This is a genomic window from Micromonospora sp. WMMC241, assembly GCF_027460165.1.
Classification (GTDB): domain Bacteria; phylum Actinomycetota; class Actinomycetes; order Mycobacteriales; family Micromonosporaceae; genus Micromonospora; species Micromonospora humi.
The window spans coordinates 2,901,686-2,920,744 of record NZ_JAPZBF010000001.1; the positions used below are offsets into that span (position 1 = coordinate 2,901,686).

Annotated in this window: 20 protein-coding genes; 12 read left to right on the forward strand and 8 right to left on the reverse strand. The window is 73.6% G+C overall.

The window, feature by feature from the left end; genetic code table 11:
- Positions 1-14 precede the first annotated feature (14 nt).
- Positions 15-839: an ArsR/SmtB family transcription factor gene (locus O7598_RS13460; RefSeq protein ID WP_269691684.1), complete on the reverse strand. Its 825-nt coding sequence runs from the start codon at positions 837-839 to the stop codon at positions 15-17.
- Positions 840-1,057: 218 nt separating this feature from the next.
- On the opposite strand from O7598_RS13460, the gene O7598_RS13465 reads away from it, so the two are divergent.
- From O7598_RS13465 to O7598_RS13485, 5 genes are all read left to right on the forward strand, one after another.
- The gene (locus O7598_RS13465) at positions 1,058-1,468 is read left to right on the forward strand and encodes a YciI family protein (RefSeq protein ID WP_269691685.1); all 411 of its coding nucleotides are present in this window, start codon (positions 1,058-1,060) and stop codon (positions 1,466-1,468) included.
- A gap of 9 nt (positions 1,469-1,477) precedes the next feature.
- Positions 1,478-2,614, forward strand: coding sequence for an RNA polymerase sigma factor (locus O7598_RS13470; protein WP_269691686.1), 1,137 nt, complete (start codon positions 1,478-1,480; stop codon positions 2,612-2,614).
- Positions 2,615-2,667: 53 nt separating this feature from the next.
- The gene (locus tag O7598_RS13475; protein ID WP_269691687.1) at positions 2,668-3,213 is read left to right on the forward strand and encodes a hypothetical protein; all 546 of its coding nucleotides are present in this window, start codon (positions 2,668-2,670) and stop codon (positions 3,211-3,213) included.
- An 84-nt stretch (positions 3,214-3,297) separates the two neighbouring features.
- Positions 3,298-4,551, forward strand: a complete 1,254-nt coding sequence (locus O7598_RS13480; RefSeq protein WP_269691688.1) for an MFS transporter — start codon at positions 3,298-3,300, stop codon at positions 4,549-4,551.
- A 3-nt stretch (positions 4,552-4,554) separates the two neighbouring features.
- Complete coding sequence (locus O7598_RS13485) at positions 4,555-5,217, forward strand: uridylate kinase (protein ID WP_269691689.1); 663 nt, start codon at positions 4,555-4,557, stop codon at positions 5,215-5,217.
- A gap of 45 nt (positions 5,218-5,262) precedes the next feature.
- Here the strand turns inward: O7598_RS13485 and O7598_RS13490 are convergent, their stop codons facing one another.
- Entirely contained in the window at positions 5,263-6,327 is a 1,065-nt protein-coding gene (locus O7598_RS13490) for a Gfo/Idh/MocA family oxidoreductase (protein WP_269691690.1), read from the reverse strand.
- A gap of 80 nt (positions 6,328-6,407) precedes the next feature.
- Between O7598_RS13490 and O7598_RS13495 the strand changes: the two genes are divergently transcribed.
- Positions 6,408-7,595 carry a lycopene cyclase family protein gene (locus tag O7598_RS13495; RefSeq protein ID WP_269691691.1) on the forward strand — a complete coding sequence of 396 codons (1,188 nt, stop codon included), beginning with the start codon at positions 6,408-6,410 and terminating at the stop codon, positions 7,593-7,595.
- On the opposite strand, the gene O7598_RS13500 is transcribed toward O7598_RS13495, so the two are convergent.
- Positions 7,569-8,696: a serine hydrolase domain-containing protein gene (locus tag O7598_RS13500; protein WP_269691692.1), complete on the reverse strand. Its 1,128-nt coding sequence runs from the start codon at positions 8,694-8,696 to the stop codon at positions 7,569-7,571. The genes O7598_RS13495 and O7598_RS13500 overlap by 27 nt on opposite strands.
- Before the next feature lie 2 nt (positions 8,697-8,698).
- Positions 8,699-9,472 (reverse strand): tyrosine-protein phosphatase, encoded by a 774-nt coding sequence (locus tag O7598_RS13505; RefSeq protein WP_269691693.1) that lies wholly within the window; start codon positions 9,470-9,472, stop codon positions 8,699-8,701.
- A gap of 202 nt (positions 9,473-9,674) precedes the next feature.
- Here O7598_RS13505 and rnhA point away from each other — a divergent pair, with 202 nt between their 5' ends.
- Positions 9,675-10,247, forward strand: coding sequence for a ribonuclease HI (rnhA, locus tag O7598_RS13510; RefSeq protein WP_269691694.1), 573 nt, complete (start codon positions 9,675-9,677; stop codon positions 10,245-10,247).
- Here rnhA and O7598_RS13515 read toward each other — a convergent pair.
- From O7598_RS13515 to O7598_RS13530, 4 genes are all read right to left on the reverse strand, one after another.
- Positions 10,166-10,426, reverse strand: coding sequence for a hypothetical protein (locus O7598_RS13515; RefSeq protein WP_269691695.1), 261 nt, complete (start codon positions 10,424-10,426; stop codon positions 10,166-10,168). The two genes, rnhA and O7598_RS13515, sit on opposite strands and share 82 nt — an antisense overlap.
- 36 nt (positions 10,427-10,462) lie before the next feature.
- The gene (locus O7598_RS13520) at positions 10,463-10,699 is read right to left on the reverse strand and encodes a preprotein translocase YidC (RefSeq protein ID WP_269691696.1); all 237 of its coding nucleotides are present in this window, start codon (positions 10,697-10,699) and stop codon (positions 10,463-10,465) included.
- Positions 10,700-10,849: 150 nt separating this feature from the next.
- A complete protein-coding gene (locus O7598_RS13525; protein WP_269691697.1) occupies positions 10,850-11,719 on the reverse strand; it encodes a pentapeptide repeat-containing protein in 870 nt (289 codons plus the stop codon).
- Between the two features lie 360 nt (positions 11,720-12,079).
- Positions 12,080-12,490: an SSI family serine proteinase inhibitor gene (locus O7598_RS13530; protein ID WP_269691698.1), complete on the reverse strand. Its 411-nt coding sequence runs from the start codon at positions 12,488-12,490 to the stop codon at positions 12,080-12,082.
- Positions 12,491-12,900: 410 nt separating this feature from the next.
- Here O7598_RS13530 and O7598_RS13535 point away from each other — a divergent pair, with 410 nt between their 5' ends.
- The 5 genes from O7598_RS13535 to O7598_RS13555 all read left to right on the forward strand — a co-directional run bounded on the left by O7598_RS13535 (position 12,901) and on the right by O7598_RS13555 (position 19,059).
- Positions 12,901-13,932, forward strand: coding sequence for an ABC transporter permease (locus O7598_RS13535; RefSeq protein ID WP_269691699.1), 1,032 nt, complete (start codon positions 12,901-12,903; stop codon positions 13,930-13,932).
- Positions 13,933-13,993: 61 nt separating this feature from the next.
- Positions 13,994-15,739, forward strand: a complete 1,746-nt coding sequence (locus O7598_RS13540) for an ABC transporter substrate-binding protein (RefSeq protein WP_269691700.1) — start codon at positions 13,994-13,996, stop codon at positions 15,737-15,739.
- A gap of 61 nt (positions 15,740-15,800) precedes the next feature.
- Entirely contained in the window at positions 15,801-16,790 is a 990-nt protein-coding gene (locus tag O7598_RS13545; protein ID WP_269691701.1) for an ABC transporter permease, read from the forward strand.
- A gap of 17 nt (positions 16,791-16,807) precedes the next feature.
- Positions 16,808-17,860 (forward strand): ABC transporter ATP-binding protein, encoded by a 1,053-nt coding sequence (locus tag O7598_RS13550; RefSeq protein WP_269691702.1) that lies wholly within the window; start codon positions 16,808-16,810, stop codon positions 17,858-17,860.
- A 188-nt stretch (positions 17,861-18,048) separates the two neighbouring features.
- Complete coding sequence (locus O7598_RS13555) at positions 18,049-19,059, forward strand: ABC transporter ATP-binding protein (RefSeq protein WP_269694865.1); 1,011 nt, start codon at positions 18,049-18,051, stop codon at positions 19,057-19,059.

The following is a 19,059-nucleotide window of genomic DNA, read 5'->3' on the forward strand; positions in this document are numbered from 1 at the left end:
GACCCGGCCGCCGGTCAGCCCGCCGGGACCGGCTCCGGCAACGGCTCGCCGGTCTCCAGCAGGCTCTTGAGGCTGGCCAGCAGTTCCGGCCAGCCGCCGCTGCCGTCGAGCTGGCCGCTGATCGCCCGGTGCATCTCGCTGTCCGGCGAGAAGTCGTCGTGGACCACGGTCAGCCGGACGGTCCCGCCCTGCGGAACGAGGTCGAACGTGACCTTCGACCGGCGCTCGCCGAGCCGGGCGGCCAGTTCCTCGTCGGACCACCCGAAGTGCGCCGCGTGCTCTGCCTGGAAGCCGTGCCAGGTGTACGCGAGCCGCCGGTACGGCTCGGCGACGAGCACCCGCTGACCCAGGTCCTTCGGCTCGCCGTCCGGCGTGTCCTGCCAGCGCACCGGCGAGCCGGGTCGCCAGTCGGAGACCAGCGTGACGCCGCCCCAGTAGCGGCGGGTGAACGCGGGCTCGGTCAGGGCCTGCCAGAGCCGCTCCGGCGTGGTCCGGACGTAGGTGGTGTAGACGAACGTGGGGCTCTCCATGGGCTCCCCCTCCAGTGCTGTCCGCAGGTCGGCGAGGGCGCGGGCGCGCTCCCGGTGGTAGCGGCCGATCCAGCGGTCGGCCACCGCGTTGATCGGGGCGGCGTCGAGGTGGTGCAGTTTCTCCCGCCCCCGCCGCGTGGTGGTGACCAGGCCGGCGGCCTCCAGCACGGCGAGGTGCTTGCTCACCGACTGCCGGGTCATGTCCAGGCCGGCGCACAGCTCGCGCAGGCTCTGGCCGTTGCGGGCGTTCAGGCGGTCGAGCAGGCGTCGCCGGTTGGCGTCGGCCAGCGCCCGGAACACGTCGTCCACCCGCTGCTCCGCTCTTCCGAAGGGCAGCCATTCGGTTGCCCTTCGGAAGGATAGGCACCCCGCCGGTTGCCTGTCCAGCCCGAAGCTAGCCTCCTAGGACGCTCTAGGGGATGTGAGCCGACGAAAAAACCTCCGCCGCGATGTCGAGAACCGGTGGGCGGCTCCGTCCCCGGAATGAACGCGGCCAGAATGGCCGCAGTCGACCCGAGGAGCGCACCATGGCGAAGTACCTGCTGCTGAAGCACTACCGCGGCGGCCCGACCCCGGTCACCGACATGCCGCAGTTCGACCGGTGGACGCCGGAGGAGTTCTCCGCGCACGTGGCGTACATGAAGGACTTCGCGGCCCGGCTGGAGTCCTCCGGCGAGTTCGTCGACTCGCAGGCGCTCGCGCCGAAGGGCACGTTCGTCCGCTACGACGGCGAGGGGCGCCCGCCGGTCACCGACGGCCCGTTCGCCGAGACGAAGGACCTCATCGCCGGCTGGATGGTGATCGACGTGGACAGCTACGAGCGCGCCCTCGAACTGGCCGCGGAGCTGTCCGCCGCGCCGGGGCAGGGCGGCGAGCCGATCCGGGAGTGGCTGGAGCTGCGCCCGTTCATGACCGACCCGCCCACCGTCACGGAGTGACCTGATCCGATGGACGAGGCGATGCTGCGCAGCCTCACGCCGGGCGTCCTCGGCGTCCTCGTCCGCCGCGGAGCCGACTTCGCGGCGGCCGAGGACGCCGTGCAGGACGCGCTGGTCGAGGCGCTGCGCGTCTGGCCGGCCGATCCGCCGCGCGAGCCGAGGGCGTGGCTGGTCACCGTGGCCTGGCGCCGGTTCCTCGATACCGCCCGCGCCGACGCCGCCCGCCGCCGGCGGGAGGACCTCGTCGACGAGGAGCCGGCGCCCGGGCCGGTGCCCGAGGCCGACGACACGCTCCGGCTCTACTTCCTGTGCGCGCACCCGTCGCTGACCCCGTCCTCGGCGGTCGCCCTCACCCTGCGCGCGGTCGGCGGGCTCACCACCCGCCAGATCGCCCGTGCCTACCTGGTGCCCGAGGCGACCATGGCGCAGCGGATCAGTCGGGCCAAGCGCACCGTCTCCGGCGTACGGTTCGACCGGCCCGGCGACGTCGCCACCGTGCTGCGCGTGCTCTACCTGGTGTTCAACGAGGGCTACTCCGGCGACGTCGACCTGGCGGCCGAGGCGATCCGGCTCACCCGGCAGCTCGCGACCGCCGTCGACCATCCCGAGGTGGCCGGGCTGCTCGCCCTCATGCTGCTGCACCACGCCCGCCGGGCCAGCCGCACCGGTCCGGACGGCGACCTGGTGCCGCTGGCCGACCAGGACCGCCGCCGGTGGGACACCGGCCTGATCGCCGAGGGGGTCCAGATCCTGCAGACGGCCCTGTCCCGGGACCGGCTGGGTGAGTTCCAGGCCCAGGCCGCCGTCGCGGCGCTGCACGCCGACGCGCCCACCGCCGCGGAGACCGACTGGGTGCAGATCGTCGAGTGGTACGACGAACTGGTCCGCCTCACCGACAGCCCGGTCGTACGGCTCAACCGCGCGGTCGCGGTCGGTGAGGCGGACGGCCCGCGGGCCGGACTGGCCGCGCTCGCCGCACTGGACGACGCGCTGCCCCGGCGCGCGGCGGTGGCGGCGTACCTGCACGAGCGCGACGGCAACCCGGAGACGGCCGCACGCCTCTACGCCGAGGCCGCCCGCAGGGCCACCAACCTGCCCGAACGCGACCACCTGATCCGCCAGGCCGCCCGCCTGAACTCCCGGTGACCCCGGCCGGTGGTCCTGGACGGTGCGCTCCGGTGGCGCGCTAGCCTGCGGGCATGGATCTGGGGGAGGACGGCGAGCGGGTGGCCGCCTCCCTCGCGCACCGACTCGACGGGCTGACCTTCGAGGATCTGACCACCGACCAGGTGACCGCTCGGCTCGTCGACGCCGTGGTCGAGTGGGCGAGCGGGGAGGGTTGGCGGGTCTACCGCCGGGCGGCGAGCGTGCTGCCGTTGCCGCCGCCACTGTCCGGGCGGCAGTCGGTGCTCGACGTCGCCTGCGCCCGGCCGGACCGTCCGCCGGTCGTCGTCGAGGTCGACCACACCGACCGTCGACGGACCGTGGAGAAGCTGCTGGCCGAGGCCGGGGCCGGGCGGATCCCGATCTGGCTTCGGTGGGGCGTACCCGGGTTCGCCGCGCCGCCCCCGCCGATCCGGATGGTGACGATCGAGGTGTCCCGCCGCAACGGTCCGGCCGGCCAGGGTCGGCTGTTCTCGCGGCGACCGGCGGCGGACCGGCCGGCACCCGCGCACTCGGCCACGGCGGGCGGCCCGACCGCCCCGGTCGCGCTGCCGATTCCCATCCCCGGCGAGCCCGACTGAGCTGAGCGGGGTGCCCGTCCGTCCTGCTGGGCCCCTCCGTTAATTGCTCGGCGGGTGGCGCTTTCGCTGGTAGCTTGCCTCGTCGTGACGGGGGAACGACTCGGCGGGCGGTTCGCCCGCCTGTGGACCGCGAGCACGCTGTCCGCGCTCGGCAGCGGCACGGCCACGGTGGCCGCCCCGCTGTACGTGGCGTCGAGAACCGACGACCCGCTGGTGGTCTCCGCCGGCGCGGCGGTGTCGTGGCTGCCGTGGCTGTTGTTCGCGCTGCCCGGCGGTGTGCTGGCCGACCGGGTGGACAGGCGTCGGCTGATGGTGCTCATCGACTGGGTGCGGGTCGTCGCGTTGGTCGTGCTGGCCGCGGCGATGCTCACCGACCGGGCCGGGGTGGCGCTGCTCTACGTGGTGCTGTTCGTGGTCAACACCGGCGAGGTGGTGTTCCGCACCGCCGCCCAGGCGGTCCTGCCGGCGGTGGTGCCCCGGTCCCGGCTGGAACGGGCCAACGGCTGGCTCAACGGCGGCACCCAGGTCACGCAGAACATGGTCGCCGGCCCGCTCGGCGGGTTCCTGTTCGTGCTCGCGGCGGCGGCGCCGTTCGCGCTCAACGCCGGCACGTACGCGCTCAGCGCCGTGCTCGTCGGCCTGCTCGCCGGCACGTACCGGGGGGAGGGGCCGAGGCCCGGGCCACGCTCGGCGCGGGCGGAGATCGCCGAGGGGTTCCGGTGGTTGTTGTCGCAGCGGCTGCTGCGCACCATGGCGGCGCTGATCGGCCTGCTCAACGTCACGTTGACCGCGGCCATCGCGGTGCTGGTGCTGCTCGCGACCGAGCGTCTGGGCCTCGGTTCGGTCGGCTACGGTGCGTTGTTCACCTGCATGGCGGTGGGCGGGCTGCTCGGGTCGGTGTTCGGTGACCGGCTGATCGCCGCCGTCACCGCCACCTGGACGGTCCGGGTGGGTCTGCTGGTCGAGGCCGGCCTGCACCTGGCGCTGGCCGCCTCGCGCAGCGCGGTGGTGGTCGGCGTCGCGCTGTTCGCGTTCGGGGTGCACAGCGCGCTGTGGAACATCGTGGCGAACTCGCTGCGGCAGCGACTCACCCCGCCGGCGATGATGGGCCGGGTGGGCAGCACCACGCTCTTCGTCGCGGCCGGTGGCAACTGCGTGGGCGCGCTGCTCGGCGGGGTGGTCGCCGCCCGGTACGGCATCACCGCCCCGTACTGGGTGGGTTTCGCCGTGGCGGTCGGGGTGATCGCCGCGACCTGGCGGGTCTTCGACCGGGCCACGGTGGCCGCCGCGTACGCCGAGCCGGCCGCCGCGGCCGTCCGCGAGCCGGTCACCGGATAGCCCGTGCGTGCCGAACTGCTGGAACGCTTCGCCGACGACCTCGCCGGGCGCCGGGCGCCGCACCCGTTGCGGGTGGCGATCGACGGTCCCGACGCGGCCGGCAAGACCCGGTTCGCCGACGACCTGGCCCGGGTGCTGGCCCGGCGGCGACCAGTGTGCCGGGTGAGCGTGGACGGGTTCCACCGGCCCGCCGCGATCCGGTCGGCGCGGGGCCGGCTGTCGCCGGAGGGCTACTACCGGGACTCGTTCGACCACGAGACGATCGTGGCGCGGGTGCTGCGTCCGCTGGGCCCCGGCGGCGACCGGCGCTACCTGCCGGCCGCGTACGACGTGCGCGCCGACGCGCCGGTGACCGCCGAGCCGCTGACCGCGCCGGCGGACGCGGTGCTCCTGGTCGACGGGGTGTTCCTGCTCCGCCCGGAGCTGCGCGAGCACTGGGACGTGACGGTCTACCTGCACGTCGCTCCGGAGGAGACGGTGCGCCGGGCGCTGGTCCGGGACCTCGAGGTGTTCGGCTCGGCCGACGAGGTGCGCCGCCGCTACCGGGCGCGCTACCTGCCGGGGCAGGAGCTGTACCGGGCGGAGGCGGGGCCCGCGGAACGGGCCGACGTGCTGGTCGACCTGACCGACCCGCTCACCCCGGCGGTGCTCGCCTGGCGGGTGTGAGAGGGGTCCCCTTCTCGACCGCAGGCGTTAACAGGGGGCCCCTCCTTACACCGGCGGCACGGGGAGGGTGATGTTCTGGGTGGCGGACTCGTGGGCCAGCTCGATCAGCTCGACCACGGCGACCGCCTCGGCCGGGTCGACCGGCATCGGCGTGCCGTCGCGCAGCGCCGCCGCCACCCGCGCGTAGAAGTCCGGGTAGCAGCCCGCCTCGGTGGGCACGACCCGCAGGTCGTCGCCGGCGCCGAGACGCCCGTACCGCTCCGGGGCGACCTCGCCCCACCCGGGCTCGCCGGGGCGCCGGCCGTCGCGCAGCGCCGCCTCCTGCGGGTCCAGGCCCCAACTGGTGTACCCGGCCCGGTCGCCGAGCACCCGGAAGCGGGGGCCGAGCTGCGCGGTCACCGCCCCCATCCACAGGTGCGAGCGCACGCCGCCGGTGTGGGTGAGCGCGACGAACGCGTCGTCGTCCACCTCGGCGCCGGGGCGCCGCCGGTCCACCTCGGCGTAGACGTGCTCCACCGGCCCGAACAGCCGCACCGCCTGGTCGAGCAGGTGAGCGCCGAGGTCGAACAGCGCGCCGCCGGCCTCGCCCGGGGCTGCGCTCTCCCGCCAGCCCGGCTTGATCGCCGGCCGCCACCGTTCGAACCGCGACTCGAACCGGGTCACCCGGCCCAGCTCGCCACCCTCGACGAGCCGCCGCACCGTGCGGTAGTCGCCGTCCCAGCGCCGGTTCTGGAACACCGTCAGCGGCACCCCGGCGGCGGTGGCCTCGGCCACCAGCGCCCGGCCCTGCCCGGCGTCCGGCGCGACCGGCTTGTCCACCACCACCGGCAGCCGGGCGGCGACCGCGGCCCGGGCCAACGGCACGTGCTGGCGGTTGGGCGCGGCCACCACCACCAGGTCGAGCGCGTCGGCGGCGGCCCACAGCTGCGCGGCGTCGTCGACCACGCGGGCGTCGGGGTGCTCGGCCTCGACCTGCGCGCGGCGCTCGGCGTCCCGGGTCACCACGGCGTCCAGCCGCAGCCCGGGCGTGGCGGCGATCAGCGGGGCGTGGAACACCCGTCCGGCCGTCCCGTACCCCAGCAACCCCACCCGCAGCGGCGCGCCCGTCATGCCGCCGAATCTACGCGGCGTGCCGGCGCGGCCGGCGGGGTCCCCGGCGGCGCTCCCCGCCGGTGTGACAGCGTGGGCGGGTGCCCGCATCCTCCCCGGTCGACGTCGACCTCGCGCTGGTCGGCGGCGGCGGCGCCGCCTCACTTGTCCTGGCCGCCCTGGACCGGCACCGGGTGACAGGTGTGCGGGTGGCCGTGGTGGACCCGGTGCACAAGCGCGGCCAGGACCGCACCTGGGCGTTCTGGGGCACGCCCGGCGGCGACCTGGAGCCGCTGCTGAGTGCGAGCTGGTCGCGGGTCGAGGTGGTCACGGCGGCGGGCCGCCGCGTCCTGCCGCTGGACCCGCTTCGGTACGCCATGGTGCGCTCCGCCCCGGTCTACGACCGGGCTGCCGAGGCCGAGCGGCGGCTGGACGCGGTGCGGATCGGCGCGCCGGCGGGGGAGCTGCGCGACGACGGTGACCGGGTGACGGTGTGCGACCCGGAGGGTCGGGCGCTGGTGCGGGCCGGCTGGGTGCTCGACTCGCGCCCCCGCCCGCCGTCGCGGCCGGGGCGGACCAGCTGGTTGCAGCACTTCCGGGGGTGGTGGCTGGCGGCCGAGAGGCCGACGTTCGACCCGGGCCGGGCGGTGCTGATGGACTTCCGCACCCCGCAGCCGGCGCGCGGGGTGTCGTTCGGTTACGTGCTGCCGGTCGACGACCGCTTCGCGCTTGTGGAGTACACCGAGTTCGGGCCGGCGCTGCTCGACGACGCCGGCTACGACGCGGCGCTGCGCGGCTACGCCGCGCTGCTCGGGCTGGACCTGGCCGCGTTGCGGGTGCGGGAGGTGGAGAACGGGGTGATCCCGATGACCGACGGCCCGTTCGTGGCCCGCCCGAGCCCGCGGGTGGTGCGGCTGGGCACGGCCGGTGGGGCGACCCGGCCGTCCACCGGGTTCACCTTCTCCGCCATGCTCCGCCAGGCCGACGAGGTGGCCCGGGCGGTCGCGGCGGGCCGGCCGCCGGTGCCCGCGCCGGCGTACCCGGGGCGGCACCGGTGGATGGACGCGGTGGCGTTGCGCGCCCTGGACCGGGGGCACGTGGACGGGGTGGAGTTCTTCGAGCGGCTGTTCGACCGCAACCCGGCGGAACGGGTGCTGCGGTTCCTCGACGGGGTAACGAGTCCGGCCGAGGACCTGGCGGTGATGCGGTCCAGCCCGCTGCTGCCGATGGCCGGGGCGGTGTTCGGCGACGCGGCCGGGCGGCTACGCGCCCGGCTGCGCCCCGCCTAGGGTCGCGGCGACCCGGTCGTGCACCAGCGCGCGCAGCCGTTCCATCGGGTCGCCGTCGCCCGCGCCGAGCCGGTTGCGCACTGCCGCCACGGTCAACCCCAGTTCCGGGTACGCGAACGCGAGGCTGCCGCCGCTGCCGGCGGTGCCGAACGACCCGTCGTCGTCGACCGCGTAGCCGAGCCCGAACGTGCTCTCCTGCCCGAACACCCACTCCTGGGCGCGGACCGCCGGCGCGCAGATCGCGCGCTGCCGTTCGGGGGAGACGAGCCGCACCCCGTCGACCGGGCCGAGCAGTGCCGCGTACATCCGGGCCGCCGCGCGGGCGCTCATCGTGCCGACCGACGGCACCTCGGCGCGCAGCACGTCGGGGTTGCCGCCGATCGTGGCGTCCGGCCGGACCGCGGGCGGGGCCACCGCGTCGAAGTGCGGCAGGTTGGCGCCGGCCCAGGTCATCAGCGCGGACAGGCCGGCGTCCTCCAGCCGGGCCAGCCGGGGCAGCTCCGCCTCCGGTACGGCGAGGAACAGCTCCCGGTCGACGCCGAGCGGGCCGGCGACCTCCTCGGCGAGCACCCGCGACACGGACCGGCCGGTGACCCGGCGGACCGCCTCGCCGACCAGCCAGCCCCACGTCCAGGCGTGGTAGGCCAGCCGTTCGCCGGGCGCCCACAGGGGCTTCGCGTCGGCGAGCAGCCGGCACATCCGCGCCCAGTCGGCGAAGTTGGCCGGCGTGACGTCGGCGGGCAGGGTGGGCAGGCCGGCGGTGTGGGTGAGCACGTGGCGCAGCGTGATGCCGTCCTTGCCGTGCCGGGCGAACTCCGGCCACACCCGGGCCAGCGGCAGGTCGACGTCGAGGCGGCCCTGCTCGGCGAGCACGTGCACCACGGTGGCGGTGAGGCCCTTGCCGGTGGAGACCGCGTGCACCGGGGTGTCGGCGGTCATCGGCCGGCCGGTGTCGGTGTCGGCCAGGCCGGCCTGCTCCTCGACGATCGGTGTCCCGTCGAGGTAGGCGGCCACCTGCACGCCGGCCTCCCGGCCGGAGGAGACGAGGTCGTCGAGCGCGGTGCGCACCTCGGCCCGCAGGCCGTCCCAGCGAGTGTCCACGATCAGCGAGCCTGCCAGAGCGCCCCGTCGCCGTCGTGCGGTTTTTCGTCGTCGGTGAGGAGCCGGGCGCGCAGCGCGGCGATGGTGTCCTCGCGCACCCCGAGCCGCCCGGTGACGTAGCCGCGCACCGAGCCGTGCGCCGCGACCAGCTCGGCGAGCACCAGCCGGATCAGCTCGGCCGGCGCCCGCCCGTACGCGGGCCAGCCGGGCGTCGCGCCGCCGTTGCGCTCGCGCCACTCGTCGACCAGCCGGTCGGTGGCCAGTTCGGTGCGGGCGAAGTCCGCCGCGATCTGGTCGTCGTCCACTCCGAGCAGGGCCAGCACCAGCGCGGCGAGCAGCCCGGTGCGGTCCTTGCCGGAGGCACAGTGGAACACCAGGGGGTGTTCTCCCTCGGCGATCACCTCCAGCGCCCGGCGCAGCTCCACCACGCCGTCCTCGGCCACCTCCGCGTACCGGTCGGCCAGGTAGCGCCACGGGTCGACGTCGGGGTCGATGTCGGCCTGGACGTAGGGGCGGTGCTCGATGCTCAGGTTGTGCCAGGTGACGCCGAGGCTTTCCGGTGCCCGGCCGCGGTCGGCGATCTCCCACGGGTAGCGCAGGTCGATGACGGTGCGGACGCCGAGCGCGGTGAACCGGGCCAGGTCGTCGCCGGCGAGCTTGGCCAGCGAGTCGGAGCGGTAGAGCCGGCCCCGCGCGACGGTGCGGCCGTCGCCGGTCCGCCAGCCGCCGAGGTCCCGGAAGTTGCACAGGGTGTCGAACTGCGGGGGCGCGGTCATGGTCCGCACCGTAGCCGGACGGCGCGCGGCCCGCGGTCCCGCCGGGCCGGGCGTGGAGGTGGGGGACGGGCGGGGCCGCCGGTCGGCACCCGGCACGTCGGGCCGCGCGCCGTCGGACCGGTGGTCCCCGGCGGCCCGTGCGCCGGCCGGCCCGGCGGGTCGGCGGGTAGCCGCGGGCGACGTACCGGGTAGGTTGCCCGGCATGGTGGAGGCGGAGAGCGGCCGGGTCGTGGAGATCTGGACCGACGGCGCGTGCAGCGGCAATCCCGGGCCGGGCGGCTGGGGCGCGGTGTTGCGCTGGGGCGATCGTGAGCGGGAGCTGTGCGGCGGCGAGGCCGCCGCGACCACCAACAACCGGATGGAGCTGACCGCCGCGATCCGGGCGCTGGAGAGCCTGACCCGGCCGGTCACGGTGCGGCTGCACACCGACAGCACCTACGTGCGCAACGGCATCACCGGCTGGCTGACCGCGTGGAAGCGCAACGGCTGGCTCACCGCCGCGAAGCAGCCGGTGAAGAACGCCGACCTGTGGCAGCGGCTGGAGGCGGCGTGCGCCCGGCACGACGTCACCTGGCTGTGGGTCAAGGGCCACAACGGGCACCCGGAGAACGAACGCGCCGACGCGCTGGCCAACCGGGGGATGACCGAGGCGCGGGGCGCCGGCGCACCGGCCACCCCGCGCGCGGCCGCGGGTCACCGCAGCGGGCGGCCCTCCTCGATCTCCTCCGGCCCGTCGGCCGGGTCGGCGGTGCCGGAGACGGCGTCCACGTCGTAGCCGGCCCGGCTCGTGTCCCGCGCGGAGCGTCGGTCCTCGGCCGGCAGGTCGGCGAAGTCGTCGCCGGTGTCGTCCGTGGTGTGCAGGGATTCGCCCGGCGGGCGCAACGACGCCTCGTACGCGGTGGCGCCGTCGGGCTCGTCGTCGGTGGCGCGGCCGAAGGACTCTTCACTGGTCATGTCGCACTCCTGCCCGCATCCGGTGACGGCAAACGTTCAGCGGGACGCGTCCGGATGGGTCGGCATCGACGAGCCGCCCGAGCTGCTGCCGGAGGCCCCGCCGGCCATCCCCGACCCGTCGTCCTCGGTCACCTCGTCCGGTCGCGGCGCGTCCGGCGCGGGAGCCGGCACGTCGGTGTCCGCCGGCACCTGCACCAGCCGGGCCTGACCGGCCGCGTCCTCGGCGTGCGCCGGGTCGACCGGTTCCTCGCCGTCGCGTGCCCGATAGCCCATCGGTCCGCCTCCCGTCGGTCGATCGCCCCGCCGCCTACCCGCCCCACACCCACCGAAACCACACCCCCGGCCCTCGGGGCCCTGCCCCACCGCCGTCGATCAAGGAGTTCGCGTCACGGCCGGACGCCCACCCCGACGCCAACTCCTCGATCACCGGGAGCGGCGGGTGCGGGTGCGGTGGATGGGGGTGAGGGGGAGGGACGGGGACCAGTGGGCGGGGCGGCGCAGGGTCGGTGGCAGGACGGTGCGGTGGTCGCCGCGGGCGGCGTCGAGCTGGGACTGGTGCAGGAACAGGCACTCGCCGAGATCGGCACCGCGTAGGTCCGCCCCGCGCAGGTCGGCCCCGGTCAGGTCGGCGGCGCCGAGGCGTACGCCCCGCAGGTCCGCCCCGATGAGGACCGCGCCGCGCAGGTTGGCCCCGGTCAGCGTCGCGCGGCGCAGGTCGACCCCGATCAGCGTGGCGCCCCGGCGGTCCGGGCCGGCCCGGCCGGCGCGGGCCCGCTCGCCGGCGCGCGACAGCAGCCGGTTGACCCGGCCCCGGTGGGCGTCGACGTCGACGGCGAGCAGGTCCTCCGGGGTGCCGTCGGTGAGCCGCCCGGTTTCGTCGAGGATCGCGGTCAGGTCGTCGCGCAGCGCGCCGGGCGGGGTGATCCGCACCGCCTCGGTCAGGTACCAGAGCAGCTCGTGCAGCGGCCGCAGCACGGCGAACGTGTCGAACATCCGCCGCGCGGTGTCCGGATCGGTGCGCCAGTCACGGCCGGCGAAGGTGCCCTGGGTGAGGTGCTGGCCGGCGCCGAAGCAGTCGAACACGGTGCACCCGGGGAAGCCGCGCTGCCGCAGCTCGGAGTGGATGCCGCAGCGGGCGTCGGCGCGCAGGTTCGGGCAGGGTCGCCCGGCCGGCTTGTCGATGGCGAAGTCGGCCGACGCGGCGAACGCCGGCGCGACGCAGCAGACCCCGGCGCAGCGCCCGCAGTCCGCCCGCAGCTCCCGGACACCCGCGGTCCCATCCCTCGCCGTCATCGCACCTCCCCAGCCCGCCGTGCCCCATCTCCGCAGCCCATTGTCCGCCCCACCCCCACCCCGCCCCCGTCCCACCCCCGCCACGGTCCGCCGTCCCCCCCGACGACTCACCCGGCGATCTGCGACCGGGTTGTCAGGGGTTCACCACGCTCATGGCGACTACCGGCCGCCCTGCACCGCCGCCTTCACGAACGCCGAGCCCAGGGACCCTCGCCCTCCAAGATCTCGGATGACGCCGCCGATCTTGGACTTGTGGCACCTCCAATATCGGATCGAAACCGACATTCCATGGCACCACAAGTCCATGATCGACGAAACGGGGTGGGCTCAAGCCCGCCGCCCTCCGGAGGACCGCAGGGGTCAGAAGACGAAGAGGGTGGCGGTGGCGCGGGTCAGCAGGCAGCGGTTGTCGAACGTGCGGGTGTAGTGGACCGGGCGGTCCTGCCAGAGGCCCACGGCGCGCGCGACGACCGGGGCGTAGACGGCGGTGCAGGGGTCGGCGTCCACGTCGAGCGCGTCGAGGTCGCCGTCGACGCGCGCGACGAGCCGGCAGGCGGCGGCCGGCTGGGGGTGCAGGCCGCCGGCGGGTCCGCAGACCAGCACCGTGGCGCGCACGTCGGCGCCGCCGCCGTCGACGGTGAGCAGCAGCACCGAGGGGGTCTCCGGGCCGGGACGGGGCGCCGCGCCGGCGGCGCCGGGGGCGGCCACCGCGGCGAGGCCGCCGAGCGCGGCGGCCAGGGCCAGGGCGACGGTACGTCGGGCGAAGGGCATGGGTGGTCCTTCCGTCGGGGCCCCGGGTGAGGGCCGGTGGGCGGTCCGGCACGTCGTGCGAACCGGGCCGCCGAGAACCCTAGGTGGACGGTATGAACGCGAAGAGTCACGAAGTGTTACACCACCCGGCCGCGCCGGTCGGTGGGTGTGACATCGGTGCAGGGGAATGCCCGAACGGCTGACAACCGGGGCCGCGGCCAATGGCAACGCATTTCGAATGAGCGGAACGAATGCCTGAAAGGTTGACAACCGGATCGTTCCGTTATTGCGCCGATGCCTTCCGTAGGCCGGATCGTTGTCCGCCGACGACAACCGGAAAGGCCGTTACCGTAACGATTCTTTTCGGTGTTCCCCAGCGCATTACCGTCGAATGGCAGGGCGCTTTCGGTCCCCGTCTCAAGGACGTGAGCATGAGCGATCTCTCCCATCCACCGTCATTGACCGCACCCGGTGTGCCGGCCGCCGGCGACGCCACGGTCGAGGTTCCACCGGAAACCGCCGCCGGCCCGGGAAAGATCGTCGGTCGATCCCCGAACCAGCTCGCCTGGCTGCGGCTCAAGCGGGACCGCACGGCCCGGGCCAGCGCCGTCACGCTCGTCGTCGCCGCGCTGGTCGCGCTCGGCGCGCCGCTGCTGGGCCTGGTCACCGGAATCGATCCGACGGACAAGTTCGTCGACCGGCTCAACGATTTCGGAATGCCCATCGGTTATGCCGGCGGAATCAGCGCCGACCACTGGCTCGGGCTGGAACCCGGCAGCGGACGCGACATCCTGCTCCAGTTGGTCTACGGCCTGCGTACGTCATTGTTCATCGCGTTCGCCTCGGCGCTGCTGGCGTCCTTCATCGGCGTCGCGGTCGGGGTGCTGGCCGGCTGGGCCAGAGGCTGGCTGGACAGCCTCGTCAACTGGCTGATCGACCTGACCCTGGCGTTTCCGTTCCTCATCTTCGCGCTCGCGGTGATCCCGATCCTGCAGGACCGGTTCTACTCCGACCGGGAGTCCCCGTCGCCGGCCTTCCGGGTGGCCCTGATCGTCGCCACCTTCGGCCTGTTCAGTTGGACGTACACCGCGCGGCTGGTCCGCGGGCAGGTGATCTCGCTGCGGGAGCGGGAGTTCGTCGATGCGGCCCGCGCCGCCGGCGCCGGCACCGGGCACATCCTGCTGCGGCAGCTCCTGCCGAACATCTGGGCCCCGATCCTGGTGACCGTCTCCCTGATGGTGCCCCAGTTCATCGCCATCGAGGCGGCGCTGGCCTTCGTCAACATCGGCGTCACCGAACCCACGCCCGACCTCGGCCGGATGATCTTCAATAGCATCGGCTACGTCGCGAGCGACCCCTGGTACACCCTGTTCCCCGGGTTGACGATCTTCCTGCTGGTCCTGGCGTTCAACCTGCTCGGTGACGCGCTGCGCGACTCGCTGGATCCCCGCTCCACCCGGTAGTCCCCATCCGGCCGTCACAAGCCCGGCCGGCGGGGGCCGCCGGGCAGGAAGGGAGCACCTCGTGCGTACCCGAACCCGGACACTGACCGGTGTCCTCGCCACGGCGGCGCTTGTCGCCGCCGGTTGCAGCCCCACCACCGACGACAGCGGCGGCGGTGACCAGAAGGCCAAGACGCAGAGCGGATCGATCTCCTACGAGGCCGCCGACAACCAGGGCCCGGCGAAGCCGGTGGACGGCGCGACCCGGGGCGGCACCCTGACCGTCATGCAGCCGGCCGACTTCGAGCACCTCGACCCGGCCCGCAACTACGTCAACACCCAGCAGGTGGCCGGTGGCCTGCTCTACCGTGCGCTCAACGGCTACCGGGAAGACGGCACCGGCAAGCTACTGCTCGTCGGCGACCTGGCGACCAACCCCGGCAAGGACGTGAACGGCGACTGCAAGGTCTGGGAGTTCACCCTCCGCGACGGCGTGAAGTACGAGGACGGCTCGCCGGTGACCAGCAAGGACGTCGCCCACGGGATCGCCCGGTCGTTCGCGCCGGCGCTCAACGAGGGCCCGCACTACATCCAGCAGTGGCTCTACCCCGGCGGGGCGTACAACGCGAGCTACCAGGGACCGTACGACGGCGGACGGCCGGTGCCCGACGGCGTCGCCACGCCCGACGACAGGACCATCCGGTTCACGTTCCCGCAGCCGCACTGCGACCTGCCGTACGCCGCCGCGCTGGCCACCAGCGCGCCGGTGCCGCCGGCCAAGGACACCCGGGCCAACTACGACCTGCGGCCGTTCTCGTCCGGCCCGTACCAGGTGAAGTCCTACCAGCGCGACGTGGCGCTGGAGCTGGAGCGCAACCCGAACTGGGACCCGGAGACCGACCCGATCCGCAACGCCTACCCGGACGCCGTGCGGATGACCTTCGGCCTCGAACAGGCCCAGATCGCCGAGCGCCTGGTCGCCGACGGCGCCGCCGACCAGGCGGCGCTGAGCTGGACGGACGTGCCGCCGTCCGTGCTGCCCCGGACCACCGGCGCCGGCGTCGCCGACCGGGTGGTCAAGGGCCCCACGCAGTACAACTGGGTGCTCAGCATCAACACCCAGCGGGTCACCGATCTGACCGTACGGCGGGCGCTGAACTACGCGGTGGACAAGGACGCGCTGCTCAAGGTGCTCGGCGGGCAGGCGGCCGGCTCGCCCGCCACCACGCTGATGTCACCCACCACCGCCGGTTTCCAGAAGTACGACCTGTTCAACGCCCCGGTGACAGGTGACAAGGCCAAGGTCGCCGAGCTGCTCGCCGGCAAGCGCCCGAAGCTGGTACTCGCCCACTCCAACCTGGAGCTGCGCACCCAGCAGGCCGAGGCGTTGCGCAAGAACCTCACCGACATGGACTTCGACATCGTGATGAAGCCGATCGACAACAGCAGCTACTACGACGAGATCGGCCGCAAGGACAACCCGTACGACATCTACCTCAGCGGCTGGGGCTCGGACTGGCCCACCGGCTCGACGGTCATCCCACCGGTCTACGACGGCCGGGAGATCGTGGCCGAGGGCAACCAGAACCTGTCGTACCTCAACCAGCCGTCGGTCGGCGCGGAGATCGACCGGGTCCGCAAGCTGCCGGCCGCCGAGCAGGACGCCGGCTGGATGGCGCTCGACCGCAAGATCATGGAGGAGTACGCCCCGGTGGTGCCCTGCTACTACGACGCCACCTACGAGCTGCACGGTTCGAAGGTCGGCAACGCCGTCCTCAGCGACGCGTTCGGCATCATCTCGCTCAACGGCATCTACGTGAAGAAGTGACAGTCGCCGGCGGGGGCGGTCACACCGGCCGTCCCCGCCGCATCCGAGGGAGGTGTGTCCCGTGCTCCGATTCGTCGTCCGGCGGCTGCTCGTCGCCGTCCTGACCCTCGCGGTGATCAGCCTGGTCACCTTCGGCCTGTTCTTCGCGGTGCCGAGCAGCCCGGCGAAGGTGATGTGCGGCAAGAACTGCACCGCCGCGGACATCGCCCAGGTCGAGCGCCGGCTGGGCATCGACCGACCGTTGCCGCGCCAGTACGCGGACTTCGTCCAGGGCGTCTTCGTCGGCCGCAGCTACGGCGACGGCGACTTCCGGCAGGACTGCCCGGCGCCCTGCCTGGGCTACTCGTTCCGCAACAACCAGCCGGTCACCGAGATCGTCGTCCAGCGTGCCCCGGTGACGTTCAGCATCGTGCTCGGCGGGGCCGTGCTCTGGCTGGCCCTGGGCGTCTCGCTGGGCATGGTGTCGGCGCTGCGCCGGGGTACCGCGTTCGACCGCGCCGCCATCGGCATCACCCTCGCGGGTGCGTCCATGCAGGTCTACTTCTTCGGGCTGATCCTGCTCTACCTGCTGGTCTACTCCACCGGCCTGCTGCCGTTCCCCAGCTACACCCCGCTGACCGAGAGTCCGGCTCGCTGGGCGGCCGGGCTGCTGCTGCCCTGGATGACGTTGGGATTCCTCAACTCGGCGCTCTACGCCCGGCTGTCCCGGGCGCAGATGCTGGAGACACTGTCGGAGGACTTCGTCCGCACTGCCCGGGCCAAGGGCCTCTCGGCCCGGCAGGTGCACACCCGGCACGCGTTACGCGCGGCGATCACCCCGATCGTCACCATCGCGGGGCTGGACATCGGCACCAGCCTTGGCGGCACCTTCATCACCGAGACCATCTTCGGCCTCCAGGGTCTCGGCAAGGCCACAGTGGAGGCGGTGCAGTTCCTCAACCTGCCGGTGGTGATGGCGACCGTGCTGCTGGCGGCGGTGTTCATCGTGGCCGCCAACATCGTCGTCGACGTGCTGTACGCGGTGATCGACCCGCGGGTCCGGCTGAGCTGAGAGGGAGGAGTGGGGACATGGTGGAGTCGTCGTCGCGGGATCCGTACCTGCGGGTCACGGATCTGCGGGTGCGGTTCGACACCGAGGACGGTGTGGTCAGGGCCGTGGACGGGGTGTCCTTCGCCGTGGAGCGTGGCCGCACGCTCGGGATCGTGGGGGAGTCCGGTTCGGGTAAGAGCGTGACGTCGTTGGCGATCCTGGGTCTGCACGATTCGAAGCGGGCGTCGATCTCCGGGGAGATCTCGGTGGGTGGGCGTCAGCTGGTCGGTCTGCCGGAGGAGGAGGTGCGGCGGCTGCGAGGTCGGGACATGGCGATGATCTTCCAGGATCCGCTGTCGGCGCTGCATCCGTACTACACGGTGGGGAAGCAGATCGCCGAGGCGTATCGGGTGCACCATCCGAGGGCCGGGAAGCGGGAGGCCCGCACCCGGGCGGTGGACATGCTGGATCGGGTGGGGATCCCGCAGCCGGAGCGGCGGTTCGAGCAGTATCCGCATGAGTTCTCCGGTGGGATGCGGCAGCGGGCGATGATCGCGATGGCCCTGGTGAATGATCCGGATCTGTTGATCGCCGACGAGCCGACCACGGCGTTGGACGTGACGGTGCAGGCGCAGATCCTGGATCTGCTCGGTGATCTGCAGGAGGAGTTCCGCTCGGCGATCATCCTGATCACTCATGACCTGGGTGTGGTCAGCCAGGTGGCCGACGACGTGCTGGTCATGTACGGGGGTCGGGCGGTGGAGCGCGGCAGCGTGGCGCAGGTGTTGCGGGCGCCGCAGCACCCGTACACGTGGGGGTTGTTGTCGAGCGTGCCGTCGCTGCGCGGTGACGCGGACGCGGACCTCGTGCCCATTCCGGGTAACCCGCCGTCGTTGATCAACCTGCCGTCGGGGTGCGCGTTCCATCCGCGTTGCCGCTACGCCGAGGTGAACGGTGACCGTTCCCGCACCGAGGTGCCCGCACTGCGCGACGCCGGGGAGGCGGGTCATCTGGTGGCCTGCCACCTGCCGGCTGCCAGGCGGGAGCGGATCTACCAGCAGGACGTCACGCAGACGGGGGTGGCCCGATGAACACCGACCCGACCGCAGGCCAGCCGGACACGACCACGACGCCTTCTGCCGAGTCCGGGACGCCGGCAGCGTCCGCGACGCCCGTCGATCGGGCGGCGCCCATGGCGTCCACTGCGGATCCGGCGGTGTCCACGTCGCCAGTCGGGTCGTCGCCCGTTGCGACCGCCCGGCCCCGGACGTCCGCGGCCGTGGAGCCGTTGCTGTCCGTGCGGGGGTTGACCAAGCACTTCCCGGTGCGGGAGGGCTTCCGCGCCAGGGGCGCCGTGCGGGCGGTCGACGGGCTGGACTTCGACGTGCGCCCCGGCGAGACCCTCGGCCTGGTCGGAGAGTCCGGGTGCGGGAAGACCACCACCGGGCGGATGCTGGTGCGCCTGCTGGAACCCACGAGCGGGACGATCACGTTCGCCGGCCGGGACATCACCCACGCCGGCCGGCGTGACCTGCGGTCGCTGCGGCAGGACCTGCAGATCATCTTCCAGGACCCCTACGCGTCGCTGAACCCCCGGCACACCGTCGGACGGATCGTGGCCATGCCGTTGCAGGTCAACAACATCACCCCACCCGGCGGCGTCAAGAAACGCGTGCAGGAACTGCTGGAACTGGTCGGACTCAACCCCGAGCACTACAACCGCTACCCCCACGAGTTCTCCGGCGGGCAACGCCAACGCATCGGCATCGCCCGCGCCCTGGCCCTGAAACCGAAACTCATCGTCGCCGACGAACCCGTCTCCGCCCTCGACGTCTCCATCCAGGCCCAGGTCATCAACCTGCTACGCGACCTGCAACGCGACCTCGACCTGGCCTTCGTGTTCATCGCCCACGACCTCGCCGTCATCCGCCACTTCAGCCACCGCGTCGCCGTCATGTACCTCGGAAAAATCGTCGAGATCGGCGACCGCGACGCCATCTACACCCGCCCCCAGCACCCCTACACCCGCGCCCTGCTCTCCGCCATCCCCGACGTCACCACCCTCGGACCCGCCGGCCGCATCCGCCTCACCGGCGACGTCCCCACCCCCCTCGACCCACCCTCGGGCTGCCGCTTCCGCACCCGCTGCTGGAAAGCCACCGACCACTGCGCCACCGACACACCCGCACTCACCACCCGCGACGGCGGCACCCAACTCACCGCCTGCCACTACCCCGAGAACGACCCGATCACTGCGGGTACGAGCCACCATTCCGAAGGGACAATATGA

What these genes read in the sequence shown, in the direction of transcription:
- O7598_RS13520 (WP_269691696.1), bottom strand. Translation starts at nt 10,699, where the DNA reads ATGGGCTATCGGGCACGCGACGGCGAGGAACCGGTCGACCCGGCGCAC.
- O7598_RS13475 (WP_269691687.1), top strand. Translation starts at nt 2,668, where the DNA reads ATGGATCTGGGGGAGGACGGCGAGCGGGTGGCCGCCTCCCTCGCGCAC.
- O7598_RS13465 (WP_269691685.1), top strand. Translation starts at nt 1,058, where the DNA reads ATGGCGAAGTACCTGCTGCTGAAGCACTACCGCGGCGGCCCGACCCCG.
- O7598_RS13515 (WP_269691695.1), bottom strand. Translation starts at nt 10,426, where the DNA reads ATGACCAGTGAAGAGTCCTTCGGCCGCGCCACCGACGACGAGCCCGAC.
- O7598_RS13490 (WP_269691690.1), bottom strand. Translation starts at nt 6,327, where the DNA reads ATGACGGGCGCGCCGCTGCGGGTGGGGTTGCTGGGGTACGGGACGGCC.
- rnhA (WP_269691694.1), top strand. Translation starts at nt 9,675, where the DNA reads ATGGTGGAGGCGGAGAGCGGCCGGGTCGTGGAGATCTGGACCGACGGC.
- O7598_RS13505 (WP_269691693.1), bottom strand. Translation starts at nt 9,472, where the DNA reads ATGACCGCGCCCCCGCAGTTCGACACCCTGTGCAACTTCCGGGACCTC.
- O7598_RS13535 (WP_269691699.1), top strand. Translation starts at nt 12,901, where the DNA reads ATGAGCGATCTCTCCCATCCACCGTCATTGACCGCACCCGGTGTGCCG.
- O7598_RS13470 (WP_269691686.1), top strand. Translation starts at nt 1,478, where the DNA reads ATGGACGAGGCGATGCTGCGCAGCCTCACGCCGGGCGTCCTCGGCGTC.
- O7598_RS13525 (WP_269691697.1), bottom strand. Translation starts at nt 11,719, where the DNA reads ATGACGGCGAGGGATGGGACCGCGGGTGTCCGGGAGCTGCGGGCGGAC.
- O7598_RS13530 (WP_269691698.1), bottom strand. Translation starts at nt 12,490, where the DNA reads ATGCCCTTCGCCCGACGTACCGTCGCCCTGGCCCTGGCCGCCGCGCTC.
- O7598_RS13550 (WP_269691702.1), top strand. Translation starts at nt 16,808, where the DNA reads ATGGTGGAGTCGTCGTCGCGGGATCCGTACCTGCGGGTCACGGATCTG.